The organism is [Pseudomonas] carboxydohydrogena (genome assembly GCF_029030725.1).
Taxonomy (GTDB): domain Bacteria; phylum Pseudomonadota; class Alphaproteobacteria; order Rhizobiales; family Xanthobacteraceae; genus Afipia; species Afipia carboxydohydrogena.
The window spans coordinates 1692233-1709814 of sequence record NZ_CP113162.1; the positions used below are offsets into that span (position 1 = coordinate 1692233).

15 protein-coding genes and 1 tRNA gene are annotated in these 17582 nt (G+C 62.1%); 7 read left to right on the forward strand and 9 right to left on the reverse strand.

Annotated features, from left to right (window positions below; genetic code table 11):
• Window positions 1–276, reverse strand: a complete 276-nt coding sequence (locus tag AFIC_RS08360; protein ID WP_275245795.1) for a hypothetical protein — start codon at window positions 274–276, stop codon at window positions 1–3.
• A gap of 153 nt (window positions 277–429) precedes the next feature.
• Here AFIC_RS08360 and coaD point away from each other — a divergent pair, with 153 nt between their 5' ends.
• From coaD to tgt, 5 genes are all read left to right on the forward strand, one after another.
• On the forward strand, window positions 430–927 hold the full coding sequence (coaD, locus tag AFIC_RS08365; RefSeq protein WP_275245796.1) for a pantetheine-phosphate adenylyltransferase: 498 nt from the start codon (window positions 430–432) through the stop codon (window positions 925–927).
• An 82-nt stretch (window positions 928–1009) separates the two neighbouring features.
• Window positions 1010–1552 (forward strand): peptidylprolyl isomerase, encoded by a 543-nt coding sequence (locus AFIC_RS08370; RefSeq protein ID WP_275245797.1) that lies wholly within the window; start codon window positions 1010–1012, stop codon window positions 1550–1552.
• Window positions 1553–1606: 54 nt separating this feature from the next.
• Window positions 1607–2071 carry a peptidylprolyl isomerase gene (locus AFIC_RS08375; RefSeq protein ID WP_275245798.1) on the forward strand — a complete coding sequence of 155 codons (465 nt, stop codon included), beginning with the start codon at window positions 1607–1609 and terminating at the stop codon, window positions 2069–2071.
• A 120-nt stretch (window positions 2072–2191) separates the two neighbouring features.
• Window positions 2192–3277: a tRNA preQ1(34) S-adenosylmethionine ribosyltransferase-isomerase QueA gene (gene queA, locus AFIC_RS08380; protein ID WP_275245799.1), complete on the forward strand. Its 1086-nt coding sequence runs from the start codon at window positions 2192–2194 to the stop codon at window positions 3275–3277.
• Window positions 3274–4407 carry a tRNA guanosine(34) transglycosylase Tgt gene (tgt, locus tag AFIC_RS08385; RefSeq protein WP_275245800.1) on the forward strand — a complete coding sequence of 378 codons (1134 nt, stop codon included), beginning with the start codon at window positions 3274–3276 and terminating at the stop codon, window positions 4405–4407. Before queA ends, tgt begins: the two co-directional genes overlap by 4 nt.
• 28 nt (window positions 4408–4435) lie before the next feature.
• On the opposite strand, the gene AFIC_RS08390 is transcribed toward tgt, so the two are convergent.
• On the reverse strand, window positions 4436–4663 hold the full coding sequence (locus tag AFIC_RS08390; RefSeq protein WP_275245801.1) for a hypothetical protein: 228 nt from the start codon (window positions 4661–4663) through the stop codon (window positions 4436–4438).
• Window positions 4664–4870: 207 nt separating this feature from the next.
• Here AFIC_RS08390 and cysK point away from each other — a divergent pair, with 207 nt between their 5' ends.
• Window positions 4871–5851: a cysteine synthase A gene (gene cysK / locus AFIC_RS08395; RefSeq protein ID WP_275245802.1), complete on the forward strand. Its 981-nt coding sequence runs from the start codon at window positions 4871–4873 to the stop codon at window positions 5849–5851.
• Between the two features lie 266 nt (window positions 5852–6117).
• A complete protein-coding gene (locus tag AFIC_RS08400) occupies window positions 6118–7551 on the forward strand; it encodes a methyl-accepting chemotaxis protein (protein ID WP_275245803.1) in 1434 nt (477 codons plus the stop codon).
• Window positions 7552–7616: 65 nt separating this feature from the next.
• Here the strand turns inward: AFIC_RS08400 and AFIC_RS08405 are convergent.
• From AFIC_RS08405 to AFIC_RS08435, 7 genes are all read right to left on the reverse strand, one after another.
• Window positions 7617–7692 (reverse strand) — tRNA-Lys (locus AFIC_RS08405).
• 102 nt (window positions 7693–7794) lie between these two features.
• Entirely contained in the window at window positions 7795–10998 is a 3204-nt protein-coding gene (locus AFIC_RS08410) for an efflux RND transporter permease subunit (protein ID WP_275245804.1), read from the reverse strand.
• A gap of 7 nt (window positions 10999–11005) precedes the next feature.
• The gene (locus AFIC_RS08415) at window positions 11006–12133 is read right to left on the reverse strand and encodes an efflux RND transporter periplasmic adaptor subunit (protein ID WP_275245805.1); all 1128 of its coding nucleotides are present in this window, start codon (window positions 12131–12133) and stop codon (window positions 11006–11008) included.
• 151 nt (window positions 12134–12284) lie between these two features.
• Window positions 12285–12557, reverse strand: a complete 273-nt coding sequence (locus tag AFIC_RS08420; RefSeq protein ID WP_275245806.1) for a hypothetical protein — start codon at window positions 12555–12557, stop codon at window positions 12285–12287.
• 256 nt (window positions 12558–12813) lie between these two features.
• Entirely contained in the window at window positions 12814–13785 is a 972-nt protein-coding gene (locus AFIC_RS08425) for an MFS transporter (RefSeq protein ID WP_275245807.1), read from the reverse strand.
• A gap of 296 nt (window positions 13786–14081) precedes the next feature.
• Window positions 14082–16736 carry a glycosyltransferase gene (locus AFIC_RS08430; RefSeq protein WP_275245808.1) on the reverse strand — a complete coding sequence of 885 codons (2655 nt, stop codon included), beginning with the start codon at window positions 16734–16736 and terminating at the stop codon, window positions 14082–14084.
• A gap of 183 nt (window positions 16737–16919) precedes the next feature.
• On the reverse strand, window positions 16920–17480 hold the full coding sequence (locus tag AFIC_RS08435; RefSeq protein ID WP_275245809.1) for a beta-1-3, beta-1-6-glucan biosynthesis protein: 561 nt from the start codon (window positions 17478–17480) through the stop codon (window positions 16920–16922).
• Between the last annotated feature and the right edge of the window lie 102 nt (window positions 17481–17582).

Below are 17582 nucleotides of genomic sequence, written 5' to 3' on the forward strand. Positions count from 1 at the left end.
CTAGCGCGTCGCCACCATCCGGATATGGGTCGGCACGGGACGAGGGGTTGCATCCCCTCGCCGCAGGCAGACGGCGGAAATGTTCGGCCAGTCCTGCCGGGCGCAATCCACACCCGCCACCGCCAGTTTATCGCCCCGGGCGAGGGTCGCGGGCTCGCTGGCCTCCACTTGCGGGGCAAGGCTCGGAAGAAGGATCAGAGCCAAGGCAGCGAAGCCAGCCACAGCCGCTGCGCCCAGAATTTTCGGCGGGTCCGCCAGTTTTGCTTCCAGCATCATGTCGTTCCTCCCGCCGCCGTTGCAGCCTCTGCGGGATGACGCGGCCGGGCCGGAATGGTTCGCGGGATTTTCAGGCGGAAAGCAGAAAAATATCGGTAACCGTAAGGGAACCGGCTCGCTTGCGGCCCCTCGCCGGGCGGGCTAGGACAGGGCATGGCTCGTGTCGCGCTTTATCCGGGGTCGTTCGATCCCGTCACCAACGGCCACGTCGATGTGGTGCGCCAGGCGTGCACCCTGGTCGATCGGCTGATCGTGGCCATTGGCGTGCATCCCGGCAAGTCCCCCTTGTTCTCTGTCGAGGAGCGCCGCGCCATGATCGTCGAAGTGTTTGCGCCGCTGGCCGCCGCCTCGGGCTGCGGCATCGAATGTGTGACTTTCGACAATCTGACCGTTGCGGCGGCCCAGAAGGCCGGTGCCTCGATCCTGATCCGCGGGCTGCGTGACGGCACCGATCTGGATTATGAAATGCAGATCGCCGGCATGAACCAGACCCTGGTGCCGGACGTGCAGACCATCTTTATTCCGGCATCCCCCACGGTTCGCCCGATCACCGCCACGCTTGTGCGCCAGATTGCCAGCATGGGTGGCGATGTTTCGGCTTTCGTTCCGAAAGCGGTTGCAACCCGTCTCAAGGCGAAATTCTCACAGTAGCCCTTCGCGGCTGCGGCTTCCGTCATCAGCGCATTCTCGCGCGACCTGCATTCTACGTTTTTCCAACGCCAACGGAGTTTCCATGATCAGACTGCTTGCCGTTCTCGGTGCCCTGATGCTGGCCGCGCCAGCCTTCGCCCAGAAGCTGCCCGCGAACCTCGACAAGGCCAACGCCATTGTCATCGACACCACCAAGGGCCGCGTCGTGGTGCAATTGCGCACCGATCTCGCGCCGGGCCACGCCGAGCGCATCAAGCAGCTCGCGCGCGACGGCTACTACAACAACGTGCCGTTCCATCGCGTCATCGACGGCTTCATGGCGCAGACTGGCGACGGCAAGAACTTCAACGGCACCGGCGGTTCGAAATATCCGAACCTGAAGGCCGAATTCTCCAACGTGCCGTTCACCCGCGGCGTCGTCGGCATGGCGCGCGCGTCCGATCCGAATTCGGCGAACTCGCAATTCTTCATCATGTTCAACGACTATCCTTCGCTGAACGGCAAATACACCGTGATCGGCAATGTCGTGTCGGGGATGGATGTCGTCGACAAGCTCAAGCGCGGCGAGCCGGTGCAGGACCCCGACAAGATGCTCAAGGTGCAGGTCGCCTCCGACATCAAGTAATCGCCTCCTGAATGGCGCGCGGCGCCTTCATCCATTCAAAAGGAAAGAAAAACCATGGCAGACAACGACAACACCCTGATCCTCGACACCACGCAGGGCGAGGTGGTCATCGAAATGCGTCCGGACCTCGCGCCGGGCCATGTCGCGCGCATCAAGGAACTGGTGCGTGAAGGTTTCTACGACGGCATCGTTTTCCATCGCGTGATCGACGGCTTCATGGCGCAGACCGGCTGTCCGCACGGCACCGGCACCGGCGGCTCCGGCCAGAAGCTGAAGGCCGAATTCAACGCCGAGCCGCATGTGCGCGGCACGGTATCGATGGCGCGCGCGGCCAACCCGGATTCCGGCGACAGCCAGTTCTTCATCTGCTTCGACGACGCTCGCTTCCTCGACAATCAGTACACCGTCTGGGGCAAGGTGACCTCCGGCATGGAAAACGTCGACAAGATCAAGCGCGGCGAGCCGGTGCAGAACCCCGACAAGATCGTCAAGGCGCACATGGCGGCCGACGCCGCGTAACGCTGGCCTTCAAAGAAGTTAGCGTATTCCATGCCCGGCCTTGCGCCGGGCATGGTTGTTTCCGGGCTACCCCAACATAGCCGTTGCCCGGCAGGGGCCGTGGGGCCATAACGGGCCACCATGCGCACCGACCTGTTCGATTTCGATCTTCCCCCCGAAAGCATCGCCTTGCGTCCCGTCGAGCCGCGCGAGAGCGCCCGGCTTCTGGTGGTTCGGCCCGGCGATGGTCTTGAGGATCGCTCGGTGCGCGACCTGCCGGATATGCTGCGCGCGGGCGACCAGCTTGTCGTCAACGACACCAAGGTGATCGCGGCGCAATTGTCGGGGCGCAGGGTTGGCGGGGCGACCGAGCCGCGTATCGACGCAACACTCATCAAACGTATCGACGGCTCGCGCTGGCAGGCGCTGGTGAAGCCCGCACGCAAATTGTCCGAAGGCGATGTCGTGCGCTTCGGCAACGAGGGACGGGTGTGTCTGCTCGGCAATCTCGATGCCACAATCGAGGCCAAGGGTGACGCAGGCGAAATCACACTGTCGTTTGCGTTTCACGGGCCGGTGCTCGATCAGGCCATCGCCGATCTCGGCGCGCCGCCGCTGCCGCCCTATATCGCCTCGCGCCGCGCGCCCGACGACAAGGATGTCGGCGACTATCAAACCATGTTCGCCAAACACGAAGGCGCGGTCGCGGCTCCGACGGCGGGCCTGCACTTCACGCCCGCGCTGGAGGCCACTCTGCAAGAGCGCGGCATCGGCATCCAGCGCCTGACGCTGCATGTCGGCGCGGGCACGTTCCTGCCGGTGAAGACCGACGACACCGCTGACCACAAGATGCATGCGGAGTGGGGCAGCGTTTCTGCGGACACGGCGCGCACGCTGAATGAGGCGCGTGCCAAGGGTGGGCGCATCGTCGCGGTCGGCTCGACGGCGATGCGGCTTCTCGAAAGTGCGGCAACGGAGAATGGCACCATCCAGCCGTTCACGGGCGAAACCGCGATCTTCATCACGCCCGGTTATCGGTTTCGCGCGGTCGATATGATGATGACGAATTTCCATCTGCCGCGCTCGACGCTGTTCATGCTGGTCTCTGCCTTTTCGGGTCTGGAGACGATGCAAGCGGCCTACGCCCACGCCATCGCGAAGGGCTATCGCTTCTATTCCTATGGCGACGCCTGCCTGCTGTTCGCTGATACGGACCACGCCGCATGAGCGTGGCCAATCACTTCAAGCTGCTCGGCCGCGACGGTGAGGCGCGCACCGGCGTGCTGACGACGCTGCACGGTGAGGTCCGCACGCCCGCGTTCATGCCGGTCGGCACCGCGGGCGCGATGAAGGGCATCCACTGGCGCGAGATCCGCGAGACTGGCGCCGACATCGTGCTCGGCAACACCTATCATCTGATGCTGCGACCCACTGCGGAGCGGATCGCGGCGCTTGGCGGCCTGCAAAAGTTCACCGGCTGGAACGGGCCAATGCTCACGGATTCCGGCGGCTTCCAGGTGATGTCGCTGTCGAAACTGCGCAAGGTCACGGAAGAGGGGGTCCGTTTCAAGTCGCATATCGACGGCGCTGTGCTGGATCTCACGCCAGAGCGCGCCATCGAAGTACAGCGCCTGTTTGGCTCCGATATCGCCATGCAACTCGACGAGTGCGTGCGGCTGCCTGCGACCGGTGCCGAGGTCGAGCGCGCGATGCAATTGTCTTTGCGCTGGGCCGAGCGATGCAAGTGTGCCTTCGAGGGCGCGCCCTCCGGTCATATGCTGTTCGGCATCGTGCAGGGCGGCGACGTCGCGCAATTGCGGCGGCAAAGCGCCGCGGCGCTCGGTGAGATCGGTTTCCATGGTTATGCCATCGGCGGGCTCGCGGTGGGCGAGCCGCAGGAAGTGATGCTCTCGATGATCGAGGAGTCTGCACCATTGCTGCCGCAGGATCGTCCGCGTTACCTGATGGGCGTCGGCACGCCGGACGATATGATCGAGGCGATCGCGCGCGGCATCGATATGTTCGATTGCGTGCTGCCGACCCGCAACGGTCGCCACGGTCATGCCTTCACGCGGCGCGGCGTCGTCAACCTGCGCAACGCGCGCCATGCCGACGATCCGCGACCGCTGGACGAGGAAAGCCCATGGCTGCCCGCGCGCAGCTATTCGCGCGCCTATCTGCATCATCTCGTGAAGGCGGGCGAGGCGCTCGGCGCGATGCTGCTGTCCGAGATCAACATCGCCTATTTCCAGACGCTGATGAATGGCGTCCGTCAGGCGATCGCGGAGGGGACGTTCGCGGATTTTCGCGCATCTACCAAAGCAGGCTGGGCGGGGGGCGATCTTCCGCCCCGCTGAAGGTTGCCAAGCCTAGAAATTATTGAGCCTAGAAATCGCCGTGCTTCGGCGCGTCCGGACAATCCTTCAGCGCGTGCTTGGTCACAAAACCGTGGCCGCAGGTATCGCAGGTCCACAGATAGCTCACGACATTGTCGGAAAAGGCCGAGGCCTCGGCCGCCACCATCGTGTCGGCGCAGATCGCGCAAATCATGCGCTCGGCTCCGCGCGGAAAGAACGGCGCGAGCGTCGGGCGGATTTCAGCGGTTGCCGTCATCGTGACCTCCCTCAGTTTGGCGTCGTCAATTGGCGCTACGGGAGAAAAAATACACTGGCAATTTGAAAAAGACGCAACACAAATGCGTTTGTTTTGCGATTTGTTTTGTCGCAATGCACACAGGTGCGTGTTCGGAGACTTTGCGTAACCCGAAAAGGCGGATTTAATGATCGCCTGTTTTGAAACTCATTTCGCCAGGAGTGCGCCATGAATTCGTCACCGGACAAGACCGCTTCCCATTGCCATGTCGGACGGGGCGGAATCTATGACAGCATCGTCGATGCAGCGGGTTGCACGCCAATCGTGCGGCTGCGGCGGCTGCCGGAGCAGCACGGCGTCAAGGCGACGATTTTAGCCAAACTTGAATATTTCAATCCGGCCACCAGCGTGAAGGATCGCATCGGAGCCGCGATGGTGAAAGCCATGGAGGAGGCCGGGGCCATCAACAAGGACACGGTGCTGATCGAGCCGACATCCGGCAACACCGGCATTGCGCTTGCCTTCGTCGCGGCCTCGCGCGGCTATCGCCTCAAGCTCGTGATGCCGGATTCGATGTCGGTCGAGCGGCGCAAGATGCTTGCTTTCCTTGGCGCGGAGATCGTGCTCACGCCGGCTGCGCAGGGCATGAACGGTGCGATCGCGACCGCCGAGGAATTGGTGCGCACCACGCCCAACGCCGTGATGCCGCAGCAGTTCAAGAACCCCGCCAACCCGGCCGCGCATCGCCGGACGACAGCGGAGGAAATCTGGAACGACACCGCCGGCAACCTCGATATTTTCGTGGCCGGTGTCGGCACCGGCGGCACGATCACCGGCGTCGGGCAGGTGCTGAAACCGCGCAAGCCATCGCTGCGGATTGTCGCGGTCGAGCCTGCGGAAAGCCCGGTGCTGTCGGGCGGCAAGCATTCGCCGCACAAGATTCAGGGGCTCGGCGCGGGGTTCGTGCCGGACATCCTCGACCGTTCGGTGATCGATGAGGTCGTGGCCGTGAACAGCACGGCGGCGATCGAAATGTCGCGCTCTCTCGCGCGCATGGAGGGAATCGCGGGGGGAATCTCCTCGGGGGCGGCGGTTGCTGCCGCGCTTGAACTCGGCAAGCGGCCGGAAAACGCAGGCAAGACGATTCTCACCGTGATTCCCTCGTTCGCGGAGCGCTATCTCTCGACGGTACTGTTCGAGGAGATTTAGCGAAGGACCTCTGTGCTCCATTGACCGCCTTTTGACGTTTCGCGGTGTTTAAACACCTTGAAGCGCTTCGAAGAACGAGGTCTTGAACGGAGGGTTGGCCGTGGGCATCGGCCATTGGGCTAAAATGCATGCCAAGTAGATGTTTACCGTTTCGGTCTAGCATACAGTTCCACAGGTTTTCGATCCTGCTTGAGATTCGTAGCCCCGAGTTCGTGCGTCTTCCGTATTTGCACGACCGTCGAATGTATTGATGGACCTGATCCAAGATGACAAATCCGCAGCCACTTCATGCGCAAGCCCTGATTGCCCCGGAAGCCTCGACTGTCTCGGAAAAGCTGGTCGATGAATTAGGCAATGGCCTCGGCAATCTCGGAGTCGAACTCGCCGATGTGCTGGGTAACCTGCACGATGTCGCCAGCCGCGTCTCGCGGCAGTCCGAACAGTTCGGCCATTTGCAGGTCACCGCGGACACTATGGTCGCTGCCAATCGCAACATCGACGGCGCGGCGCGGACGGTGCAGTCGTTCACGGCCAACGCCGCCGCCGAAATCACGCAGTCTCGTGATGTCGTGACCAGCGCGGTCGGCAACATTACCGAGCTTGTCAGCGCCGTCAGCCGGATCGAGGACAGGCTTGCCGCAATCAGTCAGGTCCTGTCGCAGGTCGGCAAGGTGTCGGGCACTATCGAAACCATCGCCAAGCAGACCAATCTTCTCGCGCTCAATGCCACCATCGAAGCGGCGCGCGCGGGTGATGCCGGGCGCGGCTTTGCGGTTGTCGCCAACGAAGTGAAGAGTCTTGCGGAGGCGACACGGCAGGCGACGTTGCAGATCGGCCAGACCGTGCAGAATCTGGACGGCGAGATCGGGCATTTGATCGAGGATAGCGGCGTTGCGACCCGTTTCGCCAGAGAGGCGGGCGAGGGCGCCAACCATATTCAGGGGACGATCAATCGCGTCCACGAAGGTTTTGCCACCGTGGAACGTGACATCAGCGCGATTGCAACCGCCGCCGCGACCAACATGGAGCACTGCGACGTGGTGCTCGCCGAATTGGGCGATCTTGCCAAGGGCGTCGATCTGTCGTCCAGCGATCTGAAACATGCCGATGATCGCGTCGAGGGGCTGCTTGGTGCCTCCGAGACGCTCATCAAGGCCATCGCCGAAAGCGGTGTCGAGACATCGGACACGCCTTTCATTCAGGCGGCGGTCGAGACGGCCGCCAGGGTCGGCAAGGCGTTCGAGGCCGCGATCGAGCGCGGCGAAATCACGGAGCAGCAGTTCTTCGATCAGAATTATCGCGAAATCGAAGGCACCGATCCGAAGCAATACATCAGCGCCTATGTCGAGATCACGGACCGGATTCTGCCGCCGATCCAGGACCCGGTGCAGAAGATGGACCCGCGCGTGATGTTTAGTGTGGCGTGGGCGCGCGACGGCTATTTGCCCACCCACAATCCGAACTACCGGCATCCGCAGGGCGACGATCCGGTCTGGAATGCCGCCAACTGCCGCAACCGGCGCATTTTCAAGGATCGTGCCGCCGAGAAGGTGGCCAACAGCACGGCGCCGTTCCTGTTGCAGACCTATCGCCGCGACATGGGCAATGGCAGTTTCGTGCTGCTCAAGGACGCCTCGGCGCCGATCCGCATTCGCGGCCGCCATTGGGGCAGCTTCCGGATCGGGTTTCGCCAGTCCTGATCGCCCGGCCAGACGGGCATCACTCGCGGGCGGAGCCAATAGGCGCGGCGCAGGGCCAATAGAATTGGTGAGCGCGGAGGGACTCGAACCCTCGACCCCATGATTAAAAGTCACGTGCTCTACCACCTGAGCTACGCGCTCACTCGTGGCGGTGTGTAGGGGTCTCACTCCCGAGGGTCAAGCCATGAGAACCGAAAACTGCCCTTTTCGCGAGTGTCCTCAACGGCTTTTTTGTCAGTGAGTTCAATCTTCTAGGCCCGAATGCCTGCATGCCCTGTTGCCGAAGCGTGTGATCAGGGCGGGCAGAACCAGCAAGGTCAGAAACGTCGCGGTGACTAGGCCGCCGATCACGACGGTCGCCAGCGGCCGCTGCACTTCGGCGCCCGTCCCGGTGGCAAGCGCCATGGGGACGAATCCAAGCGCTGCCACCAGCGCAGTCATTACCACTGGCCGCAGGCGGACAAGCGCACCCTCGATGGTCGCGGCGGTGCCTTCACGCGTCAGCGCAAGCTGGCGAATGGCGCTCAGCATGACGAGGCCGTTCAGGACTGCGATGCCGGAGAGGGCAATAAAGCCCACTGCCGCCGAGACGGAGAATGGCAACCCCCTCAGCCAAAGCGCGACGATGCCGCCGGTCAGGGCCAAAGGCACGGCGCTGAACACCAGCGCGGCGTCGCGTGCGGTGCCCAGCGCGCTGAACAGGAGAAGGAAGATCAGGATAAAGCATCCGGGCACCACGAGCATCAAGCGCGCGCGGGCGCTTGCAAGGTTTTCGTATTGCCCGCCCCATGTGACCCAGTAGCCCGGCGGCAGCTTGACGGATTGCCCGATCGCCGACCTTGCGTCATCGACAACGGACGCCATGTCACGGCCGCGAACATTGGCGGTGACCACGACGCGGCGCTTGCCCTGTTCGCGGCTGATTTGGTTCGGCCCTTCGATAAAGCGAAAATCGGCCACCCGGTTGAGCGGCACTGTTTGCACCGAGGCGCCGGGTGACAAAGGAGGCAGCGTCACCGGCAGATTGCGAAGAACCTCGATGTCCGCTCTGCGGTCCTCGGGCAGTTTCACGACAATCGCGAAATGACGGTCGCCTTCGAAGACCGTCCCGGCTTCCTGCCCGCCGACGGCTGCACCGATCACCGACTGGATAGCCGCGACCGAGACTCCCAGGCGCGCGATCTCACCGCGGTTGATGGCGATGTCCAAGGTCGGCAGACCATTGATCTGTTCGACCTTGACGTCCGTTGCGCCCTGCGTGCTCCGCAGGACCGTGGCGATCTGATTGGCCGCGCGCAACATCGGTTCGAACTCGTCGCCGAAAACCTTGACCGCGATATCGCCGCGAACGCCCGCAAGCAGTTCGTTGAAACGCATCTGGATCGGCTGGGTGAACTCGTAGATCTGTCCGGGGAGCTTTTCGAGCGTGCCTGAAATCCGCCGAAGAAGTTCATCCTTGGACAATGAAGGGTCGGGCCATTGGTCGGCCGGTTTTAAGATGACGAACGTGTCCGAAGCGTTCGGCGGCATCGGATCGGATGCAACCTCGGCCGTGCCGGTTTTTGAAAAGACGGTCTGCACTTCCGGCAGGTGCGTGATCGCTTTTTCAATGTCCAGCTGCATGCGCTGGGATTCGGCGAGCGCCGTGCTGGGGATGCGCAATGCATTGATCGCGATGTTTTTCTCATCCAGCGATGGGATGAATTCCTGACCCAGCCGCATGAACAACACAAGGCTCAGGCAGATCAGCAAACCTGCGCCGGCGATGACCGGGGTCGGACGGGCGACGGCCTTTCGCAGCAAGGGCTCGTAGCGCCGTTTCAGCCAGCCGACAGCGGCATTGTCCTTTTCGGTGACGCGGCCGGTGACGAAGATCGCAATCGCGGCCGGGACGAGTGTCAGCGACAGGATGAAGGCGCTCACCAGTGCGAGGATGACCGTCAGCGCCATCGGCTCGAACATCTTGCCCTCGACGCCGGTAAACGACAGCAGCGGCACATAGACGAGGATGATGATGACCTGGCCGTAAACGCTGGGCCGGATCATCTCTTGCGCGGCGTCCCGCACGGCCTCGAGCCGTTCGGGCTGTGTCAGCAGCCGCCCCAGCCTGTGCTGGCGCTCGGCGAGATGACGCAGGCAGTTCTCGCTGATGATGACGGCGCCATCGACGATCAGCCCGAAGTCAAGCGCGCCGAGACTCATGAGGTTGGCGCTGATGCGGCTTTCAACCATGCCGATGGAGGTCATCAGCATGGCAACCGGAATCACGGCGGCGGTGATGACGGCGGCGCGCAAATTGCCAAGCAGAACCAGCAGGACGATGATGACGAGGACGGCGCCCTCCAGCAGGTTCTTGGCGACGGTATGGATCGTGGCATCGACCAGTTGGGTCCGGTTCAACAGCGGCTTGATTTCGACGCCGGGCGGCAATGATGCGGCTAGCTGTTTCAACCGCGCATCAACTGCCGCCGCAACCGTGCGGCTGTTGCCGCCGACCAGCATCAGAGCCGTGCCGATCACGGATTCATGGCCATTGACACTCGCGCTGCCTGTCCGGGACTCGCCGCCGATATTCGTGGTCCCGATGTCGGCGATGCGAATGGGCTTTCCGCCGCGGGTCGTGATGACGACGTTAGCCAGATCGTCGAGCGTCTGGATGCGCCCGGTTGATCGGACCGCGATGCCTTCCCCGTTGCGTTCGATATAGCGCGCGCCGCGGCTGACATTGTTTTCCTCGAGCGCCCTGGCGACATCCGCGAACGAAAGCCCGTAGGATGCCAGACGTGCCGCGTCTGGTTGCACCTGATATTGTTTGGTGTAGCCGCCGATGGCATCGACACCGGCCACGCCGGAGACGGATTTGATCTGCGGCCGCACGATCCAATCCTGCACCGTGCGCAAATAAGCCTCGCGTTCCACCGGCGTGATCAGCCGCTGGCCCTCGGGCGTCATATAGCTGCCGTCGCTTTGGGGGCCGCTATGCCCGCGCGATACTTTTGCCGGGTCCGCGTACTGCACGCTCCACATGTAGATTTCGCCAAGGCCGGTGGAGATCGGCCCCATATGCGACTCGCTATTCGACGGCAGCGACGAGCGTGCCTCGCTGAGCCGTTCGCTGACTTGCTGCCGCGCGAAATAAATGTCGGCTTTGTCGTCGAAAATCGCGGTGATTTGCGAGAAGCCGTTGCGGGAGAGGGAGCGTGTGCTCTCCAGTTGCGGCATGCCAGCCAGGGCGGTTTCAAGCGGCGCGGTAATTTGCTTCTCGACCTCGACGGTCGAGAGCGCCGGAGCCAGCGTGTTGATCTGAACCTGATTGTTGGTGATGTCCGGCACAGCATCGATAGGCAAGCGGGCGAGGGCGAGAGCGCCGAACGCAATCACGACTGCGCTTATGACCATCACCACCCATCGCTGGGCGATCGAGAAGGAAAGCACTGCTTTGATCATGGCGGCCTCAGTGCTCAGCTTCGCTTTTGCCGAGTTCGGCCTTGAGCGTGAAGGTGTTGGAAACGGCGATGACCTCTCCGGCATTCACGCCCGCCACGATTTCCTGCTGGTTATCGTCTTCGTGGCCGAGCTGCACCTTGCGGGCGACGAATTCCTGCCCCTCTCGCACGAACAGCGTCGGCGCGCCTTCGATCGTCTGCACGGCAGCCTTCGGCACGGCTAGCACGGCGCCACGGCCCGGCACCGGGATCTCCGCCGTCACGAACATGCCCGGCCGCCATTTCGATTCAGCATTATCGAGCGAGGCGGTTACTTTTGCGGACCTTGTGTCCTTGTCGATCAGGGGGCTGACGAAAATGATTTTTGCCACGCCATTGGGGCCGTCGGGCCCGGCCGTCACGTTGATGCTGGCGTTCTCGGCGACCTTGCTCAGATCAGTCGGGGAGATCGCGAGGTCGATCCAGACGGTGTCGAGATTGACGATCACAAACAATTCGCTCTCCTGACCTTCCCGTCCGACGAGCGCACCGAGATCGACGCGGCGCTCCGCGATGCGGCCCTTGATGGGCGAACGCAGTGATTGCTTGCGCAACTCCTCGATGGGGAGATTTGGCAGTTCCTCGATTTCAGCCTCATTGAGGCCAAGCGCGAGCAGTTTTTGGCGCGCGGAATCGAGACGTATTCGTGCGTCCTGCGCCGTCAGGCGTGACTTGAGATATTCATTCTCGGGATAGGAGCGGGACTCCCACAGCATCTTGTAGCGCGCGGCCAGGGTCTGCTGGAGATCGTTGGTCAAACGGGCCGCAAGAAACTCGCTTTTCACCTCGGAAAGCTCGCGGCTTTCCAGCACGGCGACAACCGCATCCTTCTCAACCGGATCGCCGACGCGCTTGCGTAACTCGGTGACGGTGCCCAATACGCGGACAGCAACCCTGCCGATACGGTCGGCATCCGGCACGATGGTGCCGGTCGCAAGAAAATGTTCGGCCAGTTGCGTGGTCTCAACAGGAGCAAGTTTGATTTGCGCGGCCGCCACCTGTTCGTCGCTCAGCTTGATGCGTTCATCGGCGTGTTCCGATGAGGCGGTTTGAGACGCAGTTGCGGGTGCGAGAGGTGCCGATCGCCAATTCATCATTCCGGCAGCCGCAATCAGGCCAGCCGCGGCAAGCGCCGCCCAAAAATATGTTCGTTTCATGAGTCCGTTCCGCCCGCGGCAGGCCAAGCCTGTGCAGTTGATTGATGCGTTGAGGTTTGGAGAGGCGGTTCGCCGGGGCGCCGCCTGGACCTCAGGCGCGCGGGGGCTTGAACGGAGAATCGGCCGAGGCGAGGGGCCGATTGGTTTCATCGTGCCAGGTCAGCTTCACCTTCGCAACCTGCACGGTGAAGGTCGCCGCCGGATGGCTGAGGTCGCCGACGAGGTGTGACAGGCAGTGGTCTGCCAACTGATGCTGGGCGGGCGGGTGTGGCGCCGGTTGAGATTGCTCGGCAATCACGGTGCCGGGCAACGCGTTGCGAATATCGGCTTCGCATGCCGAGCCATGAAAGCAGGACAGCAGCATCGCAAGCGAAAGCAGGCCCGCAAACATGGTTCGCAGTACACTAAAAGCGCGGATGGATGTATTCGCCTGTCTCGCTCTCACGGCCGCACTTTTATCGTGCCGGCGTTTGTCTGTCACCCATCGAAAGTGTGATGTTCTAACATTGCCCAGGAGTGAGCAATTCAAAGGAACACGGCGCCGCTTTCAAAAAAACCGGATAGGCCGCGCCGGCAAATCCGCTGGGGTGATGCGGCCTTCCATCGCGATGGTCTGGAATTTAAGCCTGATCGATATCCTTGAAGAAGACAGCGTAGATCACGCCGATGCAGACAATCGTCGCGCAGGCTTCAATAGCCAGAACCCACGTAAACAAAACCGGGTGGGCGTGATACGAGATCCAGCCGGTGGGGGCGATCCGGCCGCCATACAGAACCTGCCTGCTGCGAAACGCGCTGATGAAATTGACCACTGCGCTGATGCTGACGATACATCCCAGGAACATGGCGGCGAGCCGGCCCTTCCTTGAATGGTGGAAAGTATCGTTATGGTGCCTGTCGATCCGTTGATGCATGAAGTCCCGCCCCGGCGTGAAGCTGGTGCTGGTTTGCGCAACGCGGACCGGCGCGCCGCCGGCACCCGGCATTTCATTGGGAAGCGGAGCGCGGAGGAACCATGCGACCACAAAGATAATCGCGCCTTGGACCAGGCCGAACCAGAAGAATGCGGACTGGTAGCCGTGCGATTCGATCACCATGCGCACGGGAATAACGGTCAGCGCCGCTCCCGCGCCGAAACCGGCGGCCGTCAGGCCCACGGCGAGACCGCGACGGTCGGGAAACCACTTCACGGCGTTTCCGACGCAGACCGAGTAGACGCCACCCGCGCCGATGCCTGAAAGCACCGCGCCGACATAAAGCATCGTCAGCGTATCGGCATAGGAATTGATGATCCAGCCAATGGCGACCAGCAGGCCCCCCGCCGCCACCACGATTTTCGGCCCAAGCTGCGGGCCCAGATAATCTGAAATCCACCCGGTCACCGGCGTGCCCCAGGTTTCAAGGGCGATGAAGACACTGAAGGCGAGTTGGATGCCGGCAATGGTCCAGCCGTGTGCCTGCGCCATCGGGCGCACGAACAGAGTCCAGCCATATTGATAGTTGGCGATCAGGATCATGCAAAGGACCCCGATAAAAAGCATTCCCCAGCGGTTCGTCGTGGGGGCGTGGGCTGCCGCCGAATTCGTCGTCATGTTTCCTCCTGCCGTGAACTGTTGTTGGGCTCGCAGCCCCGTTCGCAGGCGAAAACTCTGGTATATAATATTCCAATTCTCAATAGTGCGCCGCAACATTATGTCGGCGGATATCGCAACGTGATGGAATAATAATTATTATATTATTCAATTACTTACTGGAAATTTTTAAACAAAATCAGGTTTGGTGGAAATTGTGATTAAAAATTAAATTCATGAAATATACAAAAAGTCGTGATGACCGATTGTCGCATAGTATGTGATTTATCGTCGCATCTGGCGAGAGACCTAATCTGTCACCCTTTCGGGGTCAGGTCCGTGCGCACGGAAGATGGGGCACCGACCATCGGCATGGCCTCACGGCGCAGGCCGATCAGTTCAGCCGCCCGAATGGCCGATTGCTTCCAGAATCCGAACTGGTTGGCACGGGATGTCTCCAGAATCGCGATCCCGACCGCCGAGAGGAATGGCAGGCTTTCGAGGACCAGTACTGCGGCGAAGACGTAAATCTCGCGGACATGATCCTTGTTGAAGGCGACGAGGACCACCGCGCCCACCAGCAGAAGCGCACCGATCACCGCCTCCCAGAATGCCTGGAATTCCACCGACATCCGGGAGAGGCCACCCTTGGATGTGCGTGCGAACGGCAAATGCTCGGTGATCAGACCATTGGCGACGGCGCGAGAGACGGTCCATTGCACCGACATCGCCGCGATCATCGCACCGAGCAACTGGCCGAGCGTGACTTTGACGCGTAGCCGGTAGAGCGCGACGAAGTGCACGAGCGAGACCACGAACGCGGCGATGATCGGCAATGTCAGGATCTTGTCGGGGATGGCGATGTTGGCGAAGGACACCACCGGCACCCAGATCAGATTGAGGATCGCGACCACGACGCCGAGACTTTCTGCGCCGAGCCAGTTCAGCCAGCCAAGGGTGAATTCGCGCCGCTGTCCGGGGGAGAGGCGGCTCGCGCCAGGCAGGAAGCGCCGCCAATGCTTCTTGACGATCTGGAAGCCGCCATAGGCCCAGCGGTGGCGCTGCTTGCGGAACGCTTCATAGGTATCGGGCAAAAGGCCGAAGCCGTAGCGCGTATTGGTGTAATGCGTGCTCCAGCCATGCTCGATGATGGCGAGGCCGAGGTCTGTGTCCTCGCAAATGGTGTCGCCGGCCCAGCCGCCCGCCATTTCCATCGCGGCGCGGCGGATCAGGCACATCGTGCCGTGGACGATGATGGCGTCTTGTTCGTTGCGCTGGACCATGCCGATGTCGAAGAACCCGGCATATTCTCCGTTCATGGCGTAATGCATCAGCGACTGGTTGCCGTCGCGATGATCCTGAGGGGCCTGCACGAGTCCGACATGCGGGTCGGCGAAGGCGGGCACGAGATCCTTCAGCCAGTTCGGCGTCACCACATAGTCGGCGTCGATAATGCCGATGATCTCTGCGTCGGCTGCGGTGCGCTCCATCGCGATGCGCAGCGCGCCCGCCTTGAAGCCGATCACCTTCTCCGCGTTGATGAAAATGAATCGCTCGCCCAGCGTGCGGCAGTGATCCTGGATCGGCTGCCAGAACGCCGGGTCGGGTGTGTTGTTAATGATGACCACGCACTCGAAATTCGGGTAGTCGAGCCGGGCGACGGCATCGAGCGTCTGCTTGAGCATCTCCGGCGGCTCGAAATAGGCCGGGATGTGAATCGAGACTTTCGGGAATTTGCCGTCTGTGGGCGCGGGCAGGGGCCTGTCGATCAGCCGTTGCGGGCGGCGGCCGAAGGCGACGGTGGCAATCTCCTCGATGCGCGCCATCGCGATCAGAATGAGCGGCACCAGCAGGATCATGCCGAGCGTCAGTGCGAAAGCGGAACCGAATACGAAGTAATGCGTGTTCCAGTAGGAAAACACGGTGGCCATCCATGCACCGACGCCATTGGCGGCGACCGTCAGGACGAAGACCTGCGGGATCGTCGGATGCACCAGACGGAAGATCGGCAGCGACATCAGGATGCCGACCAGCACCGCGATTGCCGCGACCTTCCAGTAATCCGGATCGACGATCGGGCCGGTCCAGGGGAATTTGGGTTCACGCGAAGCGTTCAGAATGCCCCAATAAGGGCCGACGCCGCCTTCGAAAAACTTCCACGGCTGGTCGATGGCTTCGACAATGTTGTAGTCGAGCCCGATCGACTCGGCGCGGGTGACGAAATTGCGCAGGATCGATGCCTGCTCGAACGGGCCGGGGTCCGCGCTCTTCAGGTTGTAGCCCTGGCTCGGCCAGCCGAATTCCGCGATCACCACCCGCTTGCCGGGGAAACTGTCCCGCAGCAGCTTGGAGATCGTCATGGCATAATCGACGGCCGATCCGGCGGGGATATTGTTCCAGTAAGGCAGGACGTGCGCGGCAATGAAATCGACAGACGATGACAATCTCGGTTCGTCGCGCCACATGCTCCAGATTTCGCCGGTCGTCACCGGAACGCTGACCTGGCGCTTCACCCGCTGGACGTAATCGATCAGCTCATCGACCTTCAGATCGGCGCGGTAAAGTGTTTCGTTGCCGACGACGACGGCGACGACGTTGCTGTTGTGCTTGGCGAGATCGATGGCGGCCGCGATTTCGCGTTCGTTGCGGTCGAGATTCTTGTCGAGCCAGGCGCCGACCGTGACCTTCAACCCGAACTCGTTGGCGATCGGCGGAACCAGTTCGACGCCGCCGGTGGATGAGTAAAGGCGGATCGCCTTGGTGATTTTCGACAGCTTGCGGAGATCGTCCCGGATTTTCTCGACGCTCGGGATGTTATCGACGTCGGGGTGGCCGCTTCCTTCGAACGGGGCGTAGGAGACGCTCGGCAGCAGGCCGCGGAAATCCGGCGCGGTTTCCTTCTTTTCGAGCAGACCCCAGAGGGCGGCATGAGCCGCGGCCACACAAATCAGAACGGCGATTACCGCGCGCATCGCAAACCCTTGAGACCGACATGGCAAGACGCCGGATCGGTCCCAGGTCCGGCCGTGGCGAAGACAGACGCCTTATACAATCACGCTTTTACATGACGCGCTTTAACATCTGGTATGGCGTCGTGGCGTTTTTATGGGCGCGGACCGATATGGGGCGATTCCGCGCCGCGCCGCAGCAGCGGATTACTTGGCCGGTGCGGCGGGTTTCGCGGGGGCGGCCGCCGCAGGCGGGGCGGGCGGCGTCGGCGGGGGGAAGTTGCTGTTCTGCGGCTGCGCGGACGGGTTGATCCAGCACGCCTGGATACGGGTGTTCAGCGTATCGGGAATCTTGTTGTCGATGGTCGCACCGAAGCGGACGAGGCAGCGGAAGGTCGCCTGCACGTGCCCGCCGGGGCAGCCGAAGCGGTCGTAAAGGTCGAGGTGGCGGAAGGCGGTGTCGAGATCGTCGCGCCACATCAGGTTGACAACGCGGCGGCCGAGCCAGACGCATTCAGGGTTGCCCGCGGGGCCATTGATGGCCTTGGCCGCCTCGGCGAACTCATCGGTGCGCTTCTGGGCGTCCCGATTGTCCTGTGCCGTGGCGGCGGGAGCCGCTTTGCTCTGATCCTGAGGCTTCTCGCCGGTCTGGGCGCTGGCGGTTGCGAGACCAAGGCTTGTGAAACCAAGGCTTGTAGCAAGCAATAACGCCGACATGGTTGCGCCACGAAACGGCGTAGTCTTCAGGAAAGCGAAGTGATGACCCATGATTTCCCCGATCAGAACCCGTTCGCGCGGGCCTTATGTTGAAGGGAGTCTCCAACTTGAAGGCGAGCCCCCTGTTGACGCGCAAATGAGCCCCCAATGCGG

What these genes read in the sequence shown, in the direction of transcription:
- AFIC_RS08360 (WP_275245795.1), bottom strand. Translation starts at nt 276, where the DNA reads ATGATGCTGGAAGCAAAACTGGCGGACCCGCCGAAAATTCTGGGCGCA.
- coaD (WP_275245796.1), top strand. Translation starts at nt 430, where the DNA reads ATGGCTCGTGTCGCGCTTTATCCGGGGTCGTTCGATCCCGTCACCAAC.
- AFIC_RS08370 (WP_275245797.1), top strand. Translation starts at nt 1,010, where the DNA reads ATGATCAGACTGCTTGCCGTTCTCGGTGCCCTGATGCTGGCCGCGCCA.
- AFIC_RS08375 (WP_275245798.1), top strand. Translation starts at nt 1,607, where the DNA reads ATGGCAGACAACGACAACACCCTGATCCTCGACACCACGCAGGGCGAG.
- queA (WP_275245799.1), top strand. Translation starts at nt 2,192, where the DNA reads ATGCGCACCGACCTGTTCGATTTCGATCTTCCCCCCGAAAGCATCGCC.
- tgt (WP_275245800.1), top strand. Translation starts at nt 3,274, where the DNA reads ATGAGCGTGGCCAATCACTTCAAGCTGCTCGGCCGCGACGGTGAGGCG.
- AFIC_RS08390 (WP_275245801.1), bottom strand. Translation starts at nt 4,663, where the DNA reads ATGACGGCAACCGCTGAAATCCGCCCGACGCTCGCGCCGTTCTTTCCG.
- cysK (WP_275245802.1), top strand. Translation starts at nt 4,871, where the DNA reads ATGAATTCGTCACCGGACAAGACCGCTTCCCATTGCCATGTCGGACGG.
- AFIC_RS08400 (WP_275245803.1), top strand. Translation starts at nt 6,118, where the DNA reads ATGACAAATCCGCAGCCACTTCATGCGCAAGCCCTGATTGCCCCGGAA.
- AFIC_RS08410 (WP_275245804.1), bottom strand. Translation starts at nt 10,998, where the DNA reads ATGATCAAAGCAGTGCTTTCCTTCTCGATCGCCCAGCGATGGGTGGTG.
- AFIC_RS08415 (WP_275245805.1), bottom strand. Translation starts at nt 12,133, where the DNA reads ATGATGAATTGGCGATCGGCACCTCTCGCACCCGCAACTGCGTCTCAA.
- AFIC_RS08420 (WP_275245806.1), bottom strand. Translation starts at nt 12,557, where the DNA reads ATGCTGCTGTCCTGCTTTCATGGCTCGGCATGCGAAGCCGATATTCGC.
- AFIC_RS08425 (WP_275245807.1), bottom strand. Translation starts at nt 13,785, where the DNA reads ATGACGACGAATTCGGCGGCAGCCCACGCCCCCACGACGAACCGCTGG.
- AFIC_RS08430 (WP_275245808.1), bottom strand. Translation starts at nt 16,736, where the DNA reads ATGCGCGCGGTAATCGCCGTTCTGATTTGTGTGGCCGCGGCTCATGCC.
- AFIC_RS08435 (WP_275245809.1), bottom strand. Translation starts at nt 17,480, where the DNA reads ATGGGTCATCACTTCGCTTTCCTGAAGACTACGCCGTTTCGTGGCGCA.